An 18,591-nucleotide genomic window follows, 5' to 3' on the forward strand; every position below is an offset into this window, starting at 1 on the left:
ATTTTGACTTTGTACAGACTTCAGCGTCGGTGATAAAGAGTAATCAACTACAATCAATCACAACACATGCGTTTGTCCGCCGCGCAATATCATCTATGAAATTACAGGCAAAGGTTCTATCAGGGTATGCAGCTAGCCTGTCGCTAGTTGTGCTAGTTGGACTGTGGGGCGTTTTTAATCTCTGGCGATTAGGCCAAGCTAGCGGAGATATCTTAGAGGAAAACTATCGCAGCATTCGCGCTGCCGATAGTATGATTGATGCTCTAGAACGGCAAGATAGCGCGACGTTGATCCTACTACTGGGCGATGCAGCAGCAGGGCGATCGCTTTTTCGTGAGTACCAAGTGCAGTTCTTGCAGTGGCTGAGTCGGGCCAAAGACAACGTCACACTGCCGGGTGAAGCAGAAATTCTCACAGAACTAGAATCGACCTACCAGGCATATTTGATCAGCGTCGATCAGCTAATTACGGCAACTGAGGAGCGCACAGAAGAGTACAAACAGGGCGTACAGCCTACCTTCCAATCCGTGCGAGATACAGCCGTTGAACTTAGAGATGTCAATCAGAGTGCAATGACTGAGGCCTCAGAGCGAGCCGCTAATACTTCTCAGCAGGCGATCGCGTCGGTAGCTATTGCTGGCCTTAGCGCCGCTACTGCGGGTTTTATTATCAGCTGGATTCTTTCACGTAATCTAGTTCAACCTATCAAAGCTATTCGAGGGGCTACCGAACAGATCGCGAGTGGGAATTATGATGTTCAGCTGACGATCGCCTCTGAAGATGAACTCGGTCAACTCGCCGACGAAATCAACATTATGAGTCAGCGGCTACAGGCATTCAAAGCGCTAAATTTAGACAAGCTAGTTGCAGAAAAGCAGCGAAGTGAGGCCATTATTTACAGTCTGAGCGATGGCATTGTTGTTGTTGATGATCAGCTTCATATTGTCGCTATTAATCCGGTCGCTGCCACTATATTTGGTACCAAACCGAAGCTTGCTCAAGGTCGCCACTGCTTAGAGATCATCGAAGATCGTACCCTTTATGACCAGCTTCAGTCTGTAGCAGAGTCGCAAACGCCTGCTCTACCTGCAGGTCCTAGCTCCCAAGGTAGTGATGCTCAGTCCTTCGAGTTAACAATTGAACGAGGCAGCATAGAGCACTATCAGTACATCGCTACACCCGTTACCACAGAAGACAACCGTCGACTGGGTGTCGTGCTGCTGTTGCAAAATGTCACCAATCTCAAGCAGCTAGATCAGCTCAAAAGTGAATTTGTCATGACAGCCTCCCACGAACTGCGAACGCCGCTAACCGGAATGGCTATGAGCATTGATCTGCTTACAGAAACTGCGAAAACAAAACTATCTAACAACGAACAAGAACTTTTGCAGACCGCGCAAGAAGACGTAGAGCGTCTGCGAGATTTGGTTAACGACTTGCTAGATCTTTCTAAAATCGAATCAGGCAAGCTAGAGGTGGACAAAACAACTGTAGATCCTAGACAGCTTGTCGAGAAAGCAATTGAGCTATTAAAGATCCAGTCAGAGGATAAACAGATTGAGGTCAGTAGTCAGACGGCTAGCAATCTGCCGAAAGTGGAAGTAGATGTCAACAAGATTACATGGGTGATGACCAACCTGATTGCCAATGCGCTGCGCTATGCCAAAGAAACCATTGAGGTGATCGCTAAACGTCACGGTACTTGGATATCAATTGCCGTTGCTGATGATGGTCCTGGCATTGATCCTGCCTATCAAACCAAGATTTTCGATAAGTTTGTGCAGGTCAAAACTGAAAAAGATGTAGGGGGTAGTGGGTTAGGACTTGCTATTTGTAAGGAGATTATTAAGGCGCATGGCGGTACAATTTGGGTTGATTCAACCCCTGGTCATGGCAGTACGTTTACGTTTACCTTGCCTGTCACTGCCTCCACTCCCGCATGAGGACACAACCAATGCCCAATGCTAGTATCTTAGTTGCCGACGATGAGAAGAGTATCCGCTTGACCGTCGCCCAGGCCCTTTCCTCCCAAGGTTATGAGGTAGCAACTGCTATCGATGGCAGTACCGCACTAGAACAGCTAAAGGAAACGCCTACCGATCTGCTGCTGCTAGATATTCAGATGCCAGGAATGACTGGCATTGAAGTACTCCAAAAAGCGATAACCCAGCAGCCGTCACTGAAGGTTGTGATGGTTTCGGCACATGGTTCGGTTGATAACGCTGTTGAGGCGATGAAGCTGGGCGCGGTGGACTATCTACAAAAGCCATTTACGCCTAGTGAGCTGCGTGAGCTAGTCAATCGTGTCTTAGAGCGTGAAACCAATGATAGCGGTGACTGTGATGCGGAGGTTGCTAATGCTCGCAAGCTCGCAGGTGAAGGGAAGTACGAAGAGGCGATCGCCGCAGCAAAGCAGTGCATCGGGAACCATCCTCAAGACGCGGCTGGATTTAATTTACTAGGCGAATTACTAGAAGCGGGGGGCGATCGCTCAGAAGCACTTAAGAACTATCGGGTGGCGCTAGATCTTGATCCAACTTACAAAGCAGCTAGTAACAATCTTGATAGGGCAGCTACCAATCCCACTTCAAAACCTTCCTTCTAAATACCTCTTAGGTACCTTCAGGAGAATTCGGGGTAGGTAGGTTGAAAGGGTCGCTTTCGCACCTGTTTGTTTAACTGTTTTTTATGAGTGAGAACTCCTGCATATGGTTTCTAACCTGTTTGGTGGTAGTGCCCAAAAGTCTCAGTACATCGTTATTGTCGGCTGTGGGCGATTAGGTTCTTTGCTAGCTGGTCAGCTTAGCTCTCAAGGCCATAGCGTTGTTGTTATAGAACAGTACGAGGCTTGTCTTAGCAATCTCTCTAGTGAATTTAGTGGGTTTAGCGTGGTAGGCGATGCCGCAGAACTAGCAACTCTGCGTCAAGCAAAAGTTGACAAGGCTGACTGTCTACTAGCTGTCACCAGCGAAGACAACATCAATCTGATGGTGGCGCAAATTGCCAGAACTGTTTTTGAAATTCCAACCGTCTTAGCTCGCGTTTTTGATCCGGATCGCGAGGCTATCTATCAAGAGCTAGAGATCGATACGATTAGTCCAACCCAGCTTTCTGCTGACCTATTCTTGCAAAAGCTAGGCGAGCGTTTTGAGAGCCAAAATCAGAGGAGTGCTAAGTAGGCAGCTAAATGAGAATTATTTTAATTGGAACCGATAAGCTTACCTACTTTTTAGGTCGGCGATTTTCTAGCAAAGGATATTTTCTAACGATTATCACTCCAGACGAAGATAACGCCGTTTCTCTTTCTCGCAAGCTCAAAGCAACCGTGCTTACAGGCAACGGCAGCGATCCAGCGATGCTTCAGGAAGCAGGTGCCTACCAAGCAGATGTCTTGTTATCGCTGACACCTAGAGACCAAGACAACCTGATTGCCTGCCAGATCGCCCAAGACCGCTATGGCGTTCCAAAGACAGTTGCGCTAGTCAACGACCCGGAAAATAGAGAGGTTTTTGAAGAGCTAGGGGTGAGTGTTGCATTCTCAGCGACTGAGGTACTTGGTTCGATGATTGAGCAACAGACAGCTAGCGCAGATATTCGCAATCTAGTACCTGTCACCGACAGTGGCGTTACGATTACCGAGGTCGTGCTAGCAGAAAACAGTCCGGCTGTGGGCTCAGCCATTAAAGATCTAAAGCTACAGGGGGCTGTTGTCGCCTGCGTAGTCAGACGAGGACGGGTGCTCCTGGCGCAGCGGCGCAGTCATCTGCATGCGGGCGATCGCGTTCTACTCATCAGCGAAAACGACACCTACGGCCAGGCTCAAAAAACCTTAACTGGGGAGGGGGCCTAGAACATGCGTCATCAAAGTTTCTTAAGACAGCGGTATCAAGCTATCTTGGGCTATACCGGACTGACTTGTGCGATCGCGGGTCTTTGTATTTTGGCACCGCTTTTGGCGCTGTTTGCCTACCCTGAGGAGGCAAATCTAGCTTGGGGGTTTTTGCTACCGGGACTGGCATTAAGCGGACTAGGTGTCATTCTATGGCGATCGCTTGCGCCAAAATCTGGAGCGACGCTTACTTTACAAGAAGGATCAGTGATTGTTGTACTTTCATGGTTCTTGGCGGTGCTATTTGGCACGGTGCCCTTTTTAACCGTGGGCGGGCTGAACTTTACTCAGGCTGCTTTTGAATCGACTAGCGGCTGGACGACCACAGGACTCTCAGTGGTCGATGTCACCGCGACATCTAATCTGATTTTGCTGTATCGCAGCATTATGGAGCTGTTTGGTGGGGCAGGATTGGCGATTATTACCCTCAGTGCGATCGCCGGGCCAGTGGGGGCTAGCCTTAGCAGTGCAGAGGGCCGTAGCGAACAGCTTGCTCCCAACGTTCGGCGCTCGTCCAAACTAGTAGTGATTATCTACAGCAGTCTGTGTGCGATCGGTGTTGTTGCACTTCGCATCGCTGGTGTCGGCTGGTTCGATGCCGTCAATCACTCTTTCGCTGCGCTTTCAACGGGTGGATTTTCTACCCGTCCCGATTCGATTGGCTATTGGGACAGCCCCTTTGTAGAAGCGGTCACCATCGTCCTGATGCTGTTTGGCGGTCTCAACTTTGTCACCATCTATCTGTTACTAACCGGCAGTATTAAATCGGTGGTTCGTAACGGTCAGGTACGCTTGCAGGCACTGATGATTCCTTTAGTCGCTGTCATCATCTTCTTTGGCTCTGCGGTTAGCCTGTATCCTACGCTCGGCAAAGCCGTTCGGGTTTCTATCTTTGAATCGGTGACCGCCTTGACGACTACCGGGTTCTCTACCGTCGGTTACGGAGACTGGAACAGCCTACCCTGGATAGGGATGATTGTTCTCATGCTGATCGGCGGCGGAGCCGGTTCTACCGCAGGTGGCATTAAGCAGCTTAGAATCTACATCCTCTATCGCGCTTTGATCTCAGAATCTCGGCAGATGCTGCTACCCAAAGGGGCTATCAACGAAACTCAAATTTGGCAAGGAGAGCAACGCCGTTTTCTGCAGGCAAAGCAGATTCGCCAGGTCTCGCTGTTTGTCTTCTTGTATATGGCGCTCTTCTTTATTGGTAGCGCTATTATGATGGGCTACGGCTACTCTCTACAGGATAGCCTTTTTGAATATGCCAGCACCATGGGAACGGTTGGGCTATCCGTCGGTCCCACTGCTGCCGACGCGCCGGTTGGTATGCTTTGGGCCCAGATAGTTGGCATGTTTCTAGGCCGCTTGGAGTTCTTTACGGTGTTCGTTGGGGTCGCTTGCATGATTCGAGACTTCAAGCCCATGGTTAGCCGCCAGACTAAGCCCTCTTCATAGCGAATTACCACTGTGTAATTACCACTGTGTAAACTGACATCTCGTGAGTTGATATTTTGCTAGCCAACATTCTTACAATCAACTCCTTTGTAGTTGCTAATTTCCTTTCTAATCCAATCACCGACCCAGTCGCGATCTTTTTGACGATCTTGGCAATTATGCTGGTCGCGCCCCTGTTATTCGAACGATTTCAGCTACCAGGCATTGTTGGGCTAATCCTGGCAGGGGTAGTGGTCGGCCCTGATGGGTTAGGACTGCTAGAGCGCGATGGCACAATTGTGCTGCTAGGTACGGTGGGCCTACTGTTTTTGATGTTTATGGCTGGGCTAGAAACCAGCCTAGATGACTTCAAAGACGACGGTGACAAGGCGACTCTGTTTGGCATTGTCACTTTTGTGATTCCGCTAGTGATCGGAACAGGAGCGATGCTAGCGTTGGGCTACGGCTGGCTAGCGGCGATTCTAGTAGCTTCTTGCTTTTCTTCACATACGCTACTGGCGCTACCGGTATTGAACAAGCTGGGGATTATGCGAGCGTCTGCCGTTTCGGTTACACTGGGCGCGACTTTGATTACGAATGTTCTAGCGCTCCTGACCCTAGCCGTCATTATTAAAGCCTATCAAGGCAGCCTCACCCTTTCCTTTTGGTTGTTTCTGATTCCGGCGCTGACGATATATACCGTGGCCTGTCTATGGGGCGTACCTATCTTGGGTCGCTGGTTCTTCCACAAATTTGGTCACGATGAAAACGCTGAGTTCACCTTTGTTCTAGCAACGCTGTTTGTTGCCTCATACGTTGCGAGCGTCATTGAAATCGAGCCGATTATCGGTGCGTTTCTAGCCGGCATTGCCCTGACGCCACTAATTCCGCAAGTCAGTCCGCTGATGAACCGAATTCAGTTCATTGGCAACGCGCTGTTTGTGCCCTTCTTCCTAATTTCGGTCGGTATGCTGATCGATCCGGTAGCGCTAATTCGTCAGCCTCGGGTGCTCTTGATTGCTGGGGTGATGATCGTCGCGGAGATAGTAGGAAAGTATGCGGCAGCTTGGATAGCAGGCAAGCTATTTGGGTTCCGCTCGCCAGATGTGATGGTCATGTTTGGGCTATCTATTGCTCAGGCGGCATCAACGCTGGCTGCTATTACAGTAGCGTTCAACATTGAGCTAGTCGATCAGCTCACTGTCAACGGCGTGGTGGCTATGATTTTGGCCACCTCGATCGTGTCGCCTTGGATCGTGCAGCGCTGGGGACGCAAAGTTTCTGTAGTAGCACCCAAATCTGAAGGCGCACCTCAAGCGCTGATGCGGCGCGTTTTGGTAACAGTTGCCAATCCTGATACTGAAGATACTTTGCTAAATCTGGCCATTATTCTAGCAAGGGCGGGGGAGGGTACGCTGTTGCCTTTGAATGTGATTTGCGATCGCAAGCGGGCCGTATCAGCAGCCGACAAGCGAAAGCAAATAAAGCTACTAGAGATAGCTGAAGACGTTGCCCATGCGACGGTGACTAAAGTAGAGCCAATTGGCCGAGTCGACGATGCCATTGATAAAGGAATCTTGCGTACGGCTGTAGAGCAAGACGCAAGCCTGATTGTCTGCGGTTGGAAAGGCTATTCCAGCTACAAGGACAACTTTTTTGGGGACGTATTAGATAACGTTGCTTCTCGGGCGCAAGTGCCTGTGCTGGTCACCCGGTTTGTCTATCCTATTTCGAATACGGGGCGCATCCTCCTAGCGGTCAACAGGCAGCAGGCGCTTTCTGAGAATTTTGCACCAACCCTAGAGATTGTTCAAACCATTGCAAATGAGCTAAAGTCTACGCCGCAGGTACTGATTGTCTCGGGTCGCAGGCAGCCTCGCCTAAGTAGTACAGAACTGTGTGATATTAGCCCCGAAATTCCGGTAGAACAAACCAAAGGCTCTTTGTTTAGAAGGATCTCAAAGCGACTACAGCCCAACGATTTGTTAGTTCTAGAGGTGAATACGAGCAAGAAGCAAATAGCGGGCAGGCCTGCGATTGGTCAAATTCCTGAAGAGGTTGTGCGATCACATCCCAACGTCTCTATCATTGTCGCTCACTATCCCTTAGCTTCCAAGTCCAAGCGATGATTCACCTCTAGATGACTGCTAGATAGCCGTCCCTACTATCGATCGATTCCACAACCATCTAATGCTTAGCCACTTCAGCTAAACCGTAGCTATCATCTTCTTGAAGCCTGTTTGAAAACCATCAGCTTTTCAGTAGATGTCAATGAGTCCTTTGAAATGATGGGCTTGGCTTTGTTTCACTTTTTGAAACTGTCTTAGCGCTTCATTGACCGTCTCTTATTTTAGTAGTCAGAGATACCATCGATGAAAATAGCGCTATGAACAAGCCCGTATCCAATAAGCTGATCGTCCTGCCTCTTCTTTTAGGGAGTCTACTCGGGCTTGCTAGTTCAGCCAGTGTAGTCTTGGCCCAATCTTGGGGAATTACGCCTGCACCGGCGAATGGTGAAGCCGATAGCGAAGCCTCTTCGACCGTAGAGGCCGACTCTTCTCCTATAGCGGCAGATGCCAGCTACGAACGATACGGTGAAGTCATCGACCTCACCAAGTCCATGATCTACGATTCACAGGCTCAGCAGCTTGCGGATGAAAAAGGGCTGCAGATCATGGATATTACCTGGGAAGACACTGGCCGCTACGACAACTCATCTGTCGGCCCCAACATCAGCGATATGACCATTCAAGTCGAGCACCGCGACCCTCGATCTGATCAGTCTCAGCTTCACCTCATGCCTGTTATTCGCTATCCCAACTTTGCTGATCGCACTGCCGATATTCCTTTACAAAACCTCTCTGTGCTTACTGGTAATGAGAAAGGCCAAGACGTAGAACCTACTCTCCTTGCCGATGTTCTAGAAAATCTGCGCACATACCTGAGCAATCCAGAGTCTTGGGCAGGACGAAAAAATTCCCTACTTGCCGAGCAAGACTCTCACGTTCTAGTGAGTGCTCAAGCAGCCTTTTTGCCAATTCCTTCAGAAGGCGAAGCAACCTTCAATCCTGTTCTATTCAACTATCAGTCTTACCCTGGCGATCCGGCTGTTCTAACCATTCTAGCGACCCGTGAAGGCACTAGTGTGACTGTCATCGACAATCAAAGAGATGGGTTTGACGCTGGGCGCACCTGGGGTCAAAGATTGTTCTTTAATCAAAATGGCGATCGCGCTTCGCTTACTGGCAAACGTATGAGTGACTATCGCACAGAGTCAGCTGAAACGCTCGAACTGTCGCCTCTCAATTCTGAAGAAGCTGGACTGAATATGGTCATGTTGATCCAAGTTCCCCTTAAACAAAAAGAACCTTTTGGTAACTTCTTGGGCGCTCAAAACGACGTGATGATGGAATCTGCCGCGCCCTTATCATCTACGCTTCAAAGCTCTAGCCGAAGCAATGTAGAAGCTGCCGTCATCAGTCATGGCGAGGTCGAAGGGCCGTTCACCGAGATCGACAACCTTGCTATAGAGCGTGATCCTAACTTTCCCATTCGCGCCACCATCCAGTTTTACAAAGCCACTGATAATGGGGTTGTTTCTGAAGCCGATCTAGCTGAGATCGACGAACAAATTCAGCGAATCTATGCTGATGCTGACTACGTAGGCAGCTTAGTCACTGACAGCCGTACAGGTCGCCCGACCGAATACGAAGGGAATCACGAACAACCCGAAGATTGGTGGGAAGAATTTTGGCAGCACAGTGAGAACCGTCAGGGAATGAGTCGAGAGGCGGCGCTAGAACTACTTAGAAGACTTCGAGGAAGGTAAGTAATAGGCCAGGCGAACAGGCACTACAGCTCTAGTCACTTGCTAATTCCTTTGCTAGGTACATTGCTAAGATGTTACATCTTTTAGACGTGGACAGCTAAGTAACACGATATCTATCCCAAAAGTAATAAGAGGGGCGAGCCACGTCGTTCTATAGTCTGTGACAGCTAAATACAAAAGACATAAGTACAAAAGACAGTTGAATATAAACATGAAAGCCTTCTTGGTTGAGCACACTCTTCGCTATCTGCCGCTGACAATGGTGACTCTACTAAGTGCTGCTATGTCAGCGCACTCTGCTGAAGTAGTGGCCGGCCCAACCGGAACCCAGTTTACGCTCAATCAACTACCTAGCGGCAACTATCGATTCTGTAGCAAAAAGCCAGATGAAGTAGGCCAAGCGATGGGTGCTTGCTTCCGGTTTAGAAAGGAGGCAGAAAACATTGTTGGCACCTACTACTACCCCAATACAGGATCGAGTATTTGTTTAAGAGGACAGATCAATAACAACACTTTTAGCGGTCAGGCAATTGAGCGGTTTTCAACAGGAGAATCACCTCCAGCAGACTTCTCTCGTCCGCAGCTATCTAACTGGGATGTAGATTTCTTGAAAGTAGGCAATGGTTTGTACGTAGATCGACTTGACCGGCGCGATGCCATCTTGTATCGCAGCGCCTTACTTAATCTGAACAACTTCTATCAATACAATGCAGGTAGCGTCTCACCGCCTACAACCTGTCCAACTCGGCCAAGCAGTATTGTCAGCGTCGCACCAGACTTTGACAATTTAAGAGAAGTTGGTACTTCTGAGTATTATGGCCAGCCTATCTATCTTGATTTTAGTAGTATCGAGCCTATCGCCTCTAGCACCTATCGCTACACCACGCTTATCGGTAGACCTAATCGTCTCAGTGAGACCGAATATCAGGTGGACTGTCAAAGCTTAGAGAGCGTTCAAGTGCTGCGATCGCGCTACTACGATCAAGACGGCGATCTTCAGGAGTTAGAACTAGTTGATAAAGCCGTTCCCGTCGATCAGACTAGCCCTTTTGCCTCGCAGCGCTACAATGCCATCCAGCACGTTTGCCAAGAACACGCCCAGCTTGATATCGAACTTTCTAGAGACACCGATAGCTATGAACGCTATCGCAATCAACGCTTTGGCTACAGCCTACTCTATCCTAGCGATGTTCTGATCCCACAAGGTGAGTTAGCTGATGGGTCAGGCCAGACATTCTTGAGTGCTGCAGGTGATGTTTTGGTGCGTGTCTATGGTGAAAGTAGCCAATCAGAGACGCTTGCCCAGCGATACGAACAGGCGCAGGTAGCTCAGCGGGTGACCTACCGAGCGATCAGCGATAACTTCTTTGTTGTTTCTGGTGTAGATAATGACAAAGTAGTCTATCGAAAAACGCTATTAGAAGACAACATCTTTAAAGTGTTAGAGATTGAGTTCGATCAAGCGCTGCAGCGAGAGTTTGAACCAGTGGCTCAGGCGATTGCAGATTCCTTTGCCCCGACCGTTCCTGATTCAGGCCTTCGCCAGCTCCCCGAAGCCGTCCAAACTGCAGTTCTAGAGCTTGCCGCTGCTAATACAGAAGCGGAATCCGCTGTGTTTGAAATTGTTTCTGTCGAGGAAGAAACTTGGTCTAACGGCTGTCTTGATTTGCCGCAGCCGGATGAAGTGTGTACGCTGGCACTTGTCCCTGGCTGGCGAGTAAAGGTCGCAGCCAATTTACCAGGTGGACTTATTCAATTCACCTATCGAACTGATCAGACAGGCGATCGCATTCGTTTTGAGAATTAGACCTTCGCTGGCTTTTTCTCCAGTTGCAAGTTAGATCAGTCGCAAGCTAAACTCGCAACTTCTCCTATACTCACAAGCTAGAGTGAAGATCGACTCTCTTTGTTGAATACTTTGTCGAAAAAATCTGTGTACCAAGCAGCCCAAGCAATCAGTACAAACTGAAACGGCAGCCGAAAGCCATGTAGCCACCAGCTATCTGGAATATTCTCAATCTTGATATGGTTGAAAGCCATATTCAGGTTGGCCGGATATACCGCTATAAAGAGAGCAACTAGACCCAGACCGGAGAGCGATCGCGTCGCTGGAACAATCAGGCCTATGCCAAAAATAATCTCAAAAACGCCGCTGATATATACCAACGCTGCTGGATACGGCATGAATCCTGGAACAATCTTGATAAAAGGATCTGGCGTAGCAAAGTGCAAAACCCCTGCTACCAGCATACAGACCGCCAATATGCCACGCAGCGTATCTTTGTTCTTTTGAAGGATTTCCTTGATGGCCTCGATCATTACTTTCTCTTTTATCCAACATTCAGATTCTTTTATCCAGCATTCAGGCTTGAGTTTTGATTCAGCGCAGCAGGCTAAGACGACCAAACCAGGACCTGTGCCTCATACTCTGGCAAATCCATCATGAGTCGACCGCCCTCAACCGTCACATCAAAGTTCTTTGTCCACTCGTGCCAGATTCCATCTTCAGGCAAGTTCTCCACTTGATAGCCTGCTAGAAAGTTGTCAGAACAGTTCACAATGACCGCGACTCTTGCTCCCATCTCATGCCAGCGCATGTATCCTATGACCTGCGTATCAGCATTTTCGTGGAAGATAGAGACATTGTCGGAACGTATCGCCGCATTCTCCTTTCTCAGTGCAATCAGTCCTTTGTAATACTTGAGCAGTCCAACATTGGGTTCACTATCTAGCAAGGACCAATCCAACGGCGCTGGGTCGAGCGTCTTGTGCTTATAGGCGCCAAACTCCTCACCCATCCAGATCATCGGCACGCCCATCGCTGTCATCACTAGGGCAGCGCCAAGTTTGGCCCGCTTGAACGCTCCTTGTTCGAAAATCTCCATATCCGCTAGATTTGCCATCAAACGGTTTTGGTCGTGGCTAGTGAGATAGTTGATCACATTTTGGGCACTAAGAAAGCCCATTCTCTTTGGATCAATCAGCTCTTTCACTTTCTCAATCGCGGTGCCCTCTCCCTTCAAAATATCTAGGAAGTTGTAGTGAAAGCTAACTCTCCAGCTACTATCTACAGGACCTTCTAGTCCACAGATGTCAGGTTTTTCTGGAATATGTTCAGCGCACGTAAATAGTGGCTTTGGCTTTGCTGCTAACCCTGCCTCATCCACAATCTGGCCGAGTACTTCTGGATTGTCTAACTGCTTGACCGCATCAAATCGTAGACCGTCAAACTGATATTCCGTGATCCAAAAGTTGACCATGTCCCGCATGAAATCCCGAGCGGGGAACCGTTCGTAATTCTCGTCATAGTGGTCATAGTCAAACTCTGGACCCCAGCTCTGATCAGGATCTTTAGGATCTTTTCGATACCAATAGTTGTAGTCGATTTGGGTGAGCGGAGCCTCGGCTTCGGAATGGTTGAGAACGACATCGAGGATTAGCATAATACCGCGCGCATGACACTCATCGACTAGTCGCTTTAGATCGGCAGGCTTACCATAGCTTGAGCGCAGGGCAAAGTAGTGGCGCAGGTTGTAGCCCCAGCCAATTTCCATTGGACAAGACTGCACAGGCATCAGCTCTAGAGCATTCACGCCGAGATCCTGGAGATAGTCGAGCCTATCGAGAATAGTGTGAAATGATCCTTCACCTTCCGTCTCAGTAAAATCTTGAACCAACATTTCGTAGATCACCAGTTCATCTGGCTGAGGCAGTTCTACATCGTGATGCTGCCAGACATAGTCATCAATGATAATCTCGCCATCTTTGATACGAATGACGCCCTGCTGATTAGATTCATCTACTTCAGTCGCGTAAGGATCAATCACGTACGTCCATTCGTCTGTATCTAGAAAAGGGCTCTGCGATTTTACACGAAACTTATAAGCATACTGACCATCTGCTAGCTCAACCTTCGTTCGAAAGTAGCCATCCTCTCCCTTTTCCATCTCAGCGACTGAGTCCTCTAAGAAATCACCAACAAGAGATGCCTTTGGGTTGTAAGGAGCCCAGAGCTTAAATTCGATGGGGTGCGTCATGGGAGTTGCTAGTTCATAGGATGAGCGATCGCCAGCAAAACGCCTACAAACAGAGCGACTCATCAAAGCGATCTGCACCAAAAACTAGCAGGTTTCTATATGGCCGCACCTCTATCTATAGATGGCTATTAATCCATAGAAATCTTCTTCGACTCCTGAAGCAAAACTTTAAGTAAAACTTTGTCCTAAACTCTATCTATCTTGTGTCTTGTAGATAGTTCTACGCTTTAGCTAACATTGGCGCCGCCTTGAGCAACGTCTTTGTGTAGGGGTGAGCCGGCGCGCTAAATATCTGTTCTGTCGAACCAATCTCTACGATCTTACCGCTGCTCATCACAGCAATGCGATCGCACAAATATTTTGCGACCCACAGATCGTGGGTGATAAATAAATAAGTCAGTGCTAACTCGTCTTTAAGCGCTAGCATCAGCTCTAGCACTTGGGCCTGCACGCTCGCATCAAGCATACTGACAGGCTCATCGCAGACCACTAGCTTAGGCCGTGTGATTAAGGCGCGGGCGATCGCTACCCTTTGCTGCTGTCCGCCCGAGATATCTCCTGGATAGCGGTCATAGTAGTCTTCTACAGGCGTCAATCCGACCCGCTTCATCATTTCATGCACCTTCTGCTTAGCATCTGCTGCACTCGAAAGGCCGTGAATTAGCAGCGGGTCCGCAATCCCTCGGCCGATCGTCATCATCGGGTTGAGACAGGCATGTGGATCTTGAAAGATCATCTGGATGTCGCGTCGCTTTGCCTGTAGATCCGAACGCGACAGTTTGGCAAAATCCTTTCCCTGAAATATGATTTTGCCAGCAGTAGGCTCTACAATCCTCAGCAGCGTTCTTGATAAGGTGCTTTTGCCACAGCCTGACTCTCCAACTAATCCTAGAATTTCTCCAGGATAGAGATCTAATGAAATGCAATCTACTGCTCTAATCGGCTCCGGTGGCTCTTGACGTAGAATTCTACCTAGCAGTCCTTGCTCTAGAGTGTAGTGCTTCGTGAGCTTTCTCAAACTCAAAATCGGCTTGACCTTGGTGGTGGCCGCTGCCGAATTCTGCGCGCCTGCGGACTGTAGCTGATGTGCCGCTGCCAGCAACATTTGGGTGTACGGCGCCTGCGGATTGTAAAAGACGTCTGCTTTCGGTCCGCTTTCTACCAGTTTGCCTTCATACATCACCGCAATGCGATCGCAATACTCTCCTACGAGCGCTAGGTCGTGTGAAATCAAAATCAGTCCCATATTCCGCTTTGAACAGAGCGCCGTCAGCATATCGAGAATCTGAGCTGAGACAGTCACATCCAAGCTTGTGGTCGGCTCATCGGCTACGATCAGCTTAGGATTAAGGATGAGTGCCAGTGCGATCGCTACTCGCTGTCGCATTCCCCCGCTAAACTCGTGTGGATACTGGCTCCATCGTTCTGCAGGAATATTCACCGACGCTAGCGTTGCTACTGCAATATCTTTTGCTTGCTTTCTATCTAATTGAGGTTGATGAGCTAGTAGGGTTTCGAGGCAATGCTCTCCAATGGTCATCAGCGGGTCTAGTCGCGTCATCGGGTCTTGAAAGACTAAAGACACTGCCTCTCCGCGAAATTTGCGCAGGTCCGCAGCTGAAAAGTCAATCACCGAACGCCCCTCGAATAGGGCCTTTCCTTCTACCCGTGAGCCATTTGGCAGTAGCCGCATAGCCGCCCGCCCCAGCGTACTTTTCCCACAGCCCGATTCACCGACAAGTCCTAGCTTCTCTCCTGGCTGTAGTGAAAGTGAAACGCCATCCACCGCCCAGGATAAAGGTCCAGGGTAAGAAACTTTGAAGTCCTTTACTTCTAATAAAGGAGGCTCAATCTGCACAGCGCTATCTAAAGAAGGGGAAGGATTAATCATAAGATTAGACAGTGAGTGACTTAGCCGGTGAATAACATAGCCAGTAAGCAACCTGGCAAGTTGAGGGCACGCTCGATAGTATCTGGCAAAGCTCGATAGTATCTGGCAACCCTCACTATAGACAATCACCTACGCTCTCAGCGCACCTGTCATTGCGTCACATGATTGCGCAATATACGTCAATAAGCGCGGCGCGGCGCAATACTTAGACTTCATCCGCCATGGCGATCGCAAACTGCTGAAGCTGATTGAGATGAGCCTTTAACTGCTCTCGTATTTGAGTGATAGTTGCTGGCGTTCTAGCTGCTCTCAACTTCATCCCTTCGACTTTCATCAATCGTAGCCGTCGGTATGCTTCTGTTAAATAAGTTCTCAGCTTTTTCTCGACTGCCGAAGAAAGATCGGCTACCTCAACAGCTTTAATAATGGCCTGAAGCTGAGGCTGCATCAAATCAGTTTGCTGCGAAATCATCGTCGCACTCTCAGCTTCGTTAGCAATTAGCTGCTGAAGTTGACCAACTGATTGCACCCATTCGTCTAGCTGATCCCCGAGATCCCCCATAGAAAACCTGTATAGAGCAAACGACTAAAACTGTATTTTCACCGATGTTCTTAAGACTAAAGGGGACAGTTTTGTTTATGATTGATTATCTCTGTACTCGTACTCAGGCCTATATAAGACCTGCGCATACATTCTGTATTAAAGAATAAAATTTAAGATAATTATCCACTTCTCTATCACGCTCTCACTTTATTCTGCTCACCCTCTGCTCATCCTTGGAGGCGTATCTCCTATGGACTCGTGAAAGGCTCACGAAGTACCTTCAGAATATCCAATCACATACGGTCTTAGCTTTAGGGCTTAGCACGGTCTACAGCAAACCTCTAACAGACCTTTAACTAGAAGATATTCGCCGTAGATACCTCTACTAGTAGCCTTCATTAAAGAACGCACGCCAGATAGGAAACAAAAACCAAGAGTTAGCAGTTTTATTCTTTAAACACAGTTCAGTTACTAGCTACCACATTGTGGTTTTTATTTCTCCGTAGTGAATCCTGCTTCAATTAAGTTAACCCTCTTCCCATAGTCAATACTTTACTTAGCCCTCCTGTAAACCTCTACCTGAGACGAGCGTGTGACACTATGAGCGTAACCTCAACCACCGACTTACCTAAAGACTGTTCATTACCAGCCTGGTTGTCCTCTTGTCTGTTAGAGGACAGTGCTGGCGAAGTAGCTTCGGCTGAGAGGCAGGCGATCGCACCTGAAAGGGTCTCAGGGCAGCCAGCAGAACTTTCTCCTACACCAGCTAGTGGCAATCGGCTTGTTTGCCAGGCGTTCGAATATGCCTATCAGCTTCACAAAGGGCAGATGCGCGCATCCGGTGAACCATACATTGCTCATCCTGTAGCTGTGGCGGGCTTGCTCCGCAGTTTAGGCGGAGATAGCGCCATGATTGCCGCAGGGTTTTTACATGATGTGGTTGAAGATACCGAGGTCACTGCCGACGAGATTGGAGCCATTTTCGGCGCTGAGGTTCGCCATTTGGTTGAAGGTGTGACCAAACTCTCCAAATTCGAGTTTGATAGCAAGACCGAGCAGCAGGCCGAAAATTTTCGTCGCATGTTCCTAGCGATGGCCAAAGATATCCGCGTCATTGTGGTTAAGCTGGCCGATCGTTTGCATAATATGCGCACGCTTCAACATCTGCGCCCAGACAAACAGGTCAGAATTGCGCGCGAGACTCTAGAAATATTTGCCCCGTTAGCCAACCGCTTAGGAATTGGTCGATTCAAATGGGAGCTCGAAGATCTCTGTTTCAAGTACTTAGAGCCTGAGGCTTACAAAGAGCTAACTCAGCTAATCGTCGACAAGCGCACTGATAGAGAAGCGCGTTTGCAGCAAGTTAGTCATGTCTTGAAAGAAGGTATCAGCAAGCTTGGAATCAAATGCAAAGATGTGAGCAGTCGGCCCAAACATCTCTACAGCATTTACAAAAAAATGCAGCGCCAGCAGAAAGAGTTTCAAGAGATCTACGACATCGCCGCCATCCGCCTGCTTGTCAACACCAAAGACGAATGCTATCGCGCCTTGGCGGTGGCTCACGATCTCTATCGCCCAATTCCTGGCAGATTCAAAGACTACATTGGCCTGCCCAAGCCGAACCGCTACCAGTCGCTGCACACGGTCGTAATGGGTCCTCACGGTCGCCCGATCGAAGTGCAAATTCGCACCGTGGAGATGCATCATATCGCTGAGTACGGCATCGCAGCTCACTGGAAATACAAAGAATCTGGTAACAGCCACACGACTATCACTCAAGACGACGAAAAATTCACTTGGCTGCGTCAGCTACTCGACTGGCAAAACGAACTCAAAGATGCGCAGGAATATCTTTCAGACGTCAAAAACAATCTGTTTGACGAAGAAGTCTACGCTTTCACGCCCAATGGTGATGTGGTGCCGCTTAGCCGAGGGGCTACGCCTGTGGATTTTGCCTATCGAATTCATACCGAAGTGGGTAATCACTGTGCAGGGGCTAAGGTCAGCGGCCGCATCGTGCCTCTCAACACTGAACTGCAAAATGGCGATATTGTCGAAATCATTACGCAGAAGAATAGCCACCCTAGCTTAGACTGGCTGAATTTTGTCGTCAGTACGGGGGCAAAGAACCGAATCCGCCAGTGGTACAAGAAATTCCACAAAGATGAGAATCGCGATCGCGGACATGCAATGCTCGAAAAAGTCATGGGCAAAAGTGGCCTTGACGCCATGCTCAAAACTGAGCCAGCCCGGGCTGTCGCTGAACGCTGCAACTATTCTTCGGTCAATGACTTGCTCGCAGGTCTAGGCCACGGCGAGATCACTCTCAACGCAGTTGTCAATCGACTTCAAGAAGCCATTAAAGAAGCACAGCCAGCCACAGTCGAAGAGCCTGCTTCTTTAGAAGACGAAATCCCAGCCGTCAAACCACCTGCCAACCGTCGTACGGCCTTAGATCATGCGCCTATTGCTGGCTTAGAAGGCCTGCTACACTACATTGCAGGTTGCTGTCATCCAATCCCTGGTGAGTCCATCCTCGGAGTAGTCTCAACCGGCGGTAGAGGCATCGCTGTCCATAGACAAGACTGCCCCAACGTCAAAAGTATTCCAGGCGAGCGATTGATTCCCTTACGTTGGAACAATGCCGAGAGCACTGCCGGCCAGCCAGACACCTACCCTGTTCAGCTTCGCATCGAAGTCATTGACCGGGTTGGCGTTCTCAAAGATATCCTCACCCGCTTGTCCGATCTGAAGATCAATGTCCATAAAGCCGGTGTCAAAACCCATCCTGACCAAATTGCCGAGATCGATCTGGGTATCGACATTCGCGATCATGCTCACCTCAATCAGACCTTCGCGCACATTCGAAAACTCTCTGATGTGCTAAACCTAAAACGTGTCACCGCTGTCGATTGATTTAATTGCCTATTTAACCCCCTACTGAGCCGCTCTACACTTTAAAAC

General features: G+C 48.9%; 13 protein-coding genes. 9 read left to right on the forward strand and 4 right to left on the reverse strand.

Annotation, left to right across the window (positions count from 1 at the left end; translation table 11 throughout):
• Nucleotides 1-95 precede the first annotated feature (95 nt).
• The 8 genes from S7335_RS17870 (at nt 96) to S7335_RS27395 (ending at nt 10,962) form a co-directional block, all read left to right on the forward strand.
• Entirely contained in the window at nt 96-1,943 is a 1,848-nt protein-coding gene (locus S7335_RS17870; protein WP_006456802.1) for an ATP-binding protein, read from the forward strand.
• 11 nt (nt 1,944-1,954) lie between these two features.
• On the forward strand, nt 1,955-2,605 hold the full coding sequence (locus tag S7335_RS17875; protein ID WP_006457204.1) for a sigma-54 dependent transcriptional regulator: 651 nt from the start codon (nt 1,955-1,957) through the stop codon (nt 2,603-2,605).
• 103 nt (nt 2,606-2,708) lie between these two features.
• Complete coding sequence (locus S7335_RS17880) at nt 2,709-3,179, forward strand: TrkA family potassium uptake protein (protein WP_006456639.1); 471 nt, start codon at nt 2,709-2,711, stop codon at nt 3,177-3,179.
• Nucleotides 3,180-3,187: 8 nt separating this feature from the next.
• The gene (locus tag S7335_RS17885) at nt 3,188-3,850 is read left to right on the forward strand and encodes a TrkA family potassium uptake protein (RefSeq protein WP_006457193.1); all 663 of its coding nucleotides are present in this window, start codon (nt 3,188-3,190) and stop codon (nt 3,848-3,850) included.
• Between the two features lie 3 nt (nt 3,851-3,853).
• Entirely contained in the window at nt 3,854-5,347 is a 1,494-nt protein-coding gene (locus tag S7335_RS17890; protein WP_006456075.1) for a TrkH family potassium uptake protein, read from the forward strand.
• A 56-nt stretch (nt 5,348-5,403) separates the two neighbouring features.
• Entirely contained in the window at nt 5,404-7,455 is a 2,052-nt protein-coding gene (locus tag S7335_RS17895) for a cation:proton antiporter (protein ID WP_006453952.1), read from the forward strand.
• 344 nt (nt 7,456-7,799) lie between these two features.
• Nucleotides 7,800-9,155, forward strand: a complete 1,356-nt coding sequence (locus S7335_RS17900) for a hypothetical protein (protein WP_227500025.1) — start codon at nt 7,800-7,802, stop codon at nt 9,153-9,155.
• 211 nt (nt 9,156-9,366) lie between these two features.
• A complete protein-coding gene (locus S7335_RS27395; RefSeq protein WP_006456917.1) occupies nt 9,367-10,962 on the forward strand; it encodes a hypothetical protein in 1,596 nt (531 codons plus the stop codon).
• Nucleotides 10,963-11,039: 77 nt separating this feature from the next.
• On the opposite strand, the gene S7335_RS17910 is transcribed toward S7335_RS27395, so the two are convergent.
• From S7335_RS17910 to S7335_RS17925, 4 genes are all read right to left on the reverse strand, one after another.
• Nucleotides 11,040-11,474, reverse strand: coding sequence for a DoxX family protein (locus S7335_RS17910; RefSeq protein WP_006456213.1), 435 nt, complete (start codon nt 11,472-11,474; stop codon nt 11,040-11,042).
• 74 nt (nt 11,475-11,548) lie between these two features.
• Entirely contained in the window at nt 11,549-13,255 is a 1,707-nt protein-coding gene (locus tag S7335_RS17915; RefSeq protein ID WP_227500026.1) for an alpha-amylase family glycosyl hydrolase, read from the reverse strand.
• 157 nt (nt 13,256-13,412) lie between these two features.
• The gene (locus tag S7335_RS17920; RefSeq protein ID WP_050765916.1) at nt 13,413-15,083 is read right to left on the reverse strand and encodes an ABC transporter ATP-binding protein; all 1,671 of its coding nucleotides are present in this window, start codon (nt 15,081-15,083) and stop codon (nt 13,413-13,415) included.
• A 205-nt stretch (nt 15,084-15,288) separates the two neighbouring features.
• On the reverse strand, nt 15,289-15,645 hold the full coding sequence (locus S7335_RS17925) for a hypothetical protein (RefSeq protein WP_006453705.1): 357 nt from the start codon (nt 15,643-15,645) through the stop codon (nt 15,289-15,291).
• A gap of 582 nt (nt 15,646-16,227) precedes the next feature.
• Between S7335_RS17925 and S7335_RS17930 the strand changes: the two genes are divergently transcribed.
• Nucleotides 16,228-18,543 carry a bifunctional (p)ppGpp synthetase/guanosine-3',5'-bis(diphosphate) 3'-pyrophosphohydrolase gene (locus S7335_RS17930; protein WP_006456571.1) on the forward strand — a complete coding sequence of 772 codons (2,316 nt, stop codon included), beginning with the start codon at nt 16,228-16,230 and terminating at the stop codon, nt 18,541-18,543.
• Nucleotides 18,544-18,591 lie beyond the last annotated feature (48 nt).

The sequence above is a fragment of the Synechococcus sp. PCC 7335 genome (genome assembly GCF_000155595.1).
Taxonomy (GTDB): domain Bacteria; phylum Cyanobacteriota; class Cyanobacteriia; order Phormidesmidales; family Phormidesmidaceae; genus Phormidesmis.

What these genes read in the sequence shown, in the direction of transcription:
- S7335_RS17875 (WP_006457204.1), top strand. Translation starts at nt 1,955, where the DNA reads ATGCCCAATGCTAGTATCTTAGTTGCCGACGATGAGAAGAGTATCCGC.
- S7335_RS17910 (WP_006456213.1), bottom strand. Translation starts at nt 11,474, where the DNA reads ATGATCGAGGCCATCAAGGAAATCCTTCAAAAGAACAAAGATACGCTG.
- S7335_RS17930 (WP_006456571.1), top strand. Translation starts at nt 16,228, where the DNA reads ATGAGCGTAACCTCAACCACCGACTTACCTAAAGACTGTTCATTACCA.
- S7335_RS17915 (WP_227500026.1), bottom strand. Translation starts at nt 13,255, where the DNA reads ATGAGTCGCTCTGTTTGTAGGCGTTTTGCTGGCGATCGCTCATCCTAT.
- S7335_RS17880 (WP_006456639.1), top strand. Translation starts at nt 2,709, where the DNA reads ATGGTTTCTAACCTGTTTGGTGGTAGTGCCCAAAAGTCTCAGTACATC.
- S7335_RS17885 (WP_006457193.1), top strand. Translation starts at nt 3,188, where the DNA reads ATGAGAATTATTTTAATTGGAACCGATAAGCTTACCTACTTTTTAGGT.
- S7335_RS17870 (WP_006456802.1), top strand. Translation starts at nt 96, where the DNA reads ATGAAATTACAGGCAAAGGTTCTATCAGGGTATGCAGCTAGCCTGTCG.
- S7335_RS17925 (WP_006453705.1), bottom strand. Translation starts at nt 15,645, where the DNA reads ATGGGGGATCTCGGGGATCAGCTAGACGAATGGGTGCAATCAGTTGGT.
- S7335_RS17890 (WP_006456075.1), top strand. Translation starts at nt 3,854, where the DNA reads ATGCGTCATCAAAGTTTCTTAAGACAGCGGTATCAAGCTATCTTGGGC.
- S7335_RS27395 (WP_006456917.1), top strand. Translation starts at nt 9,367, where the DNA reads ATGAAAGCCTTCTTGGTTGAGCACACTCTTCGCTATCTGCCGCTGACA.
- S7335_RS17920 (WP_050765916.1), bottom strand. Translation starts at nt 15,083, where the DNA reads ATGATTAATCCTTCCCCTTCTTTAGATAGCGCTGTGCAGATTGAGCCT.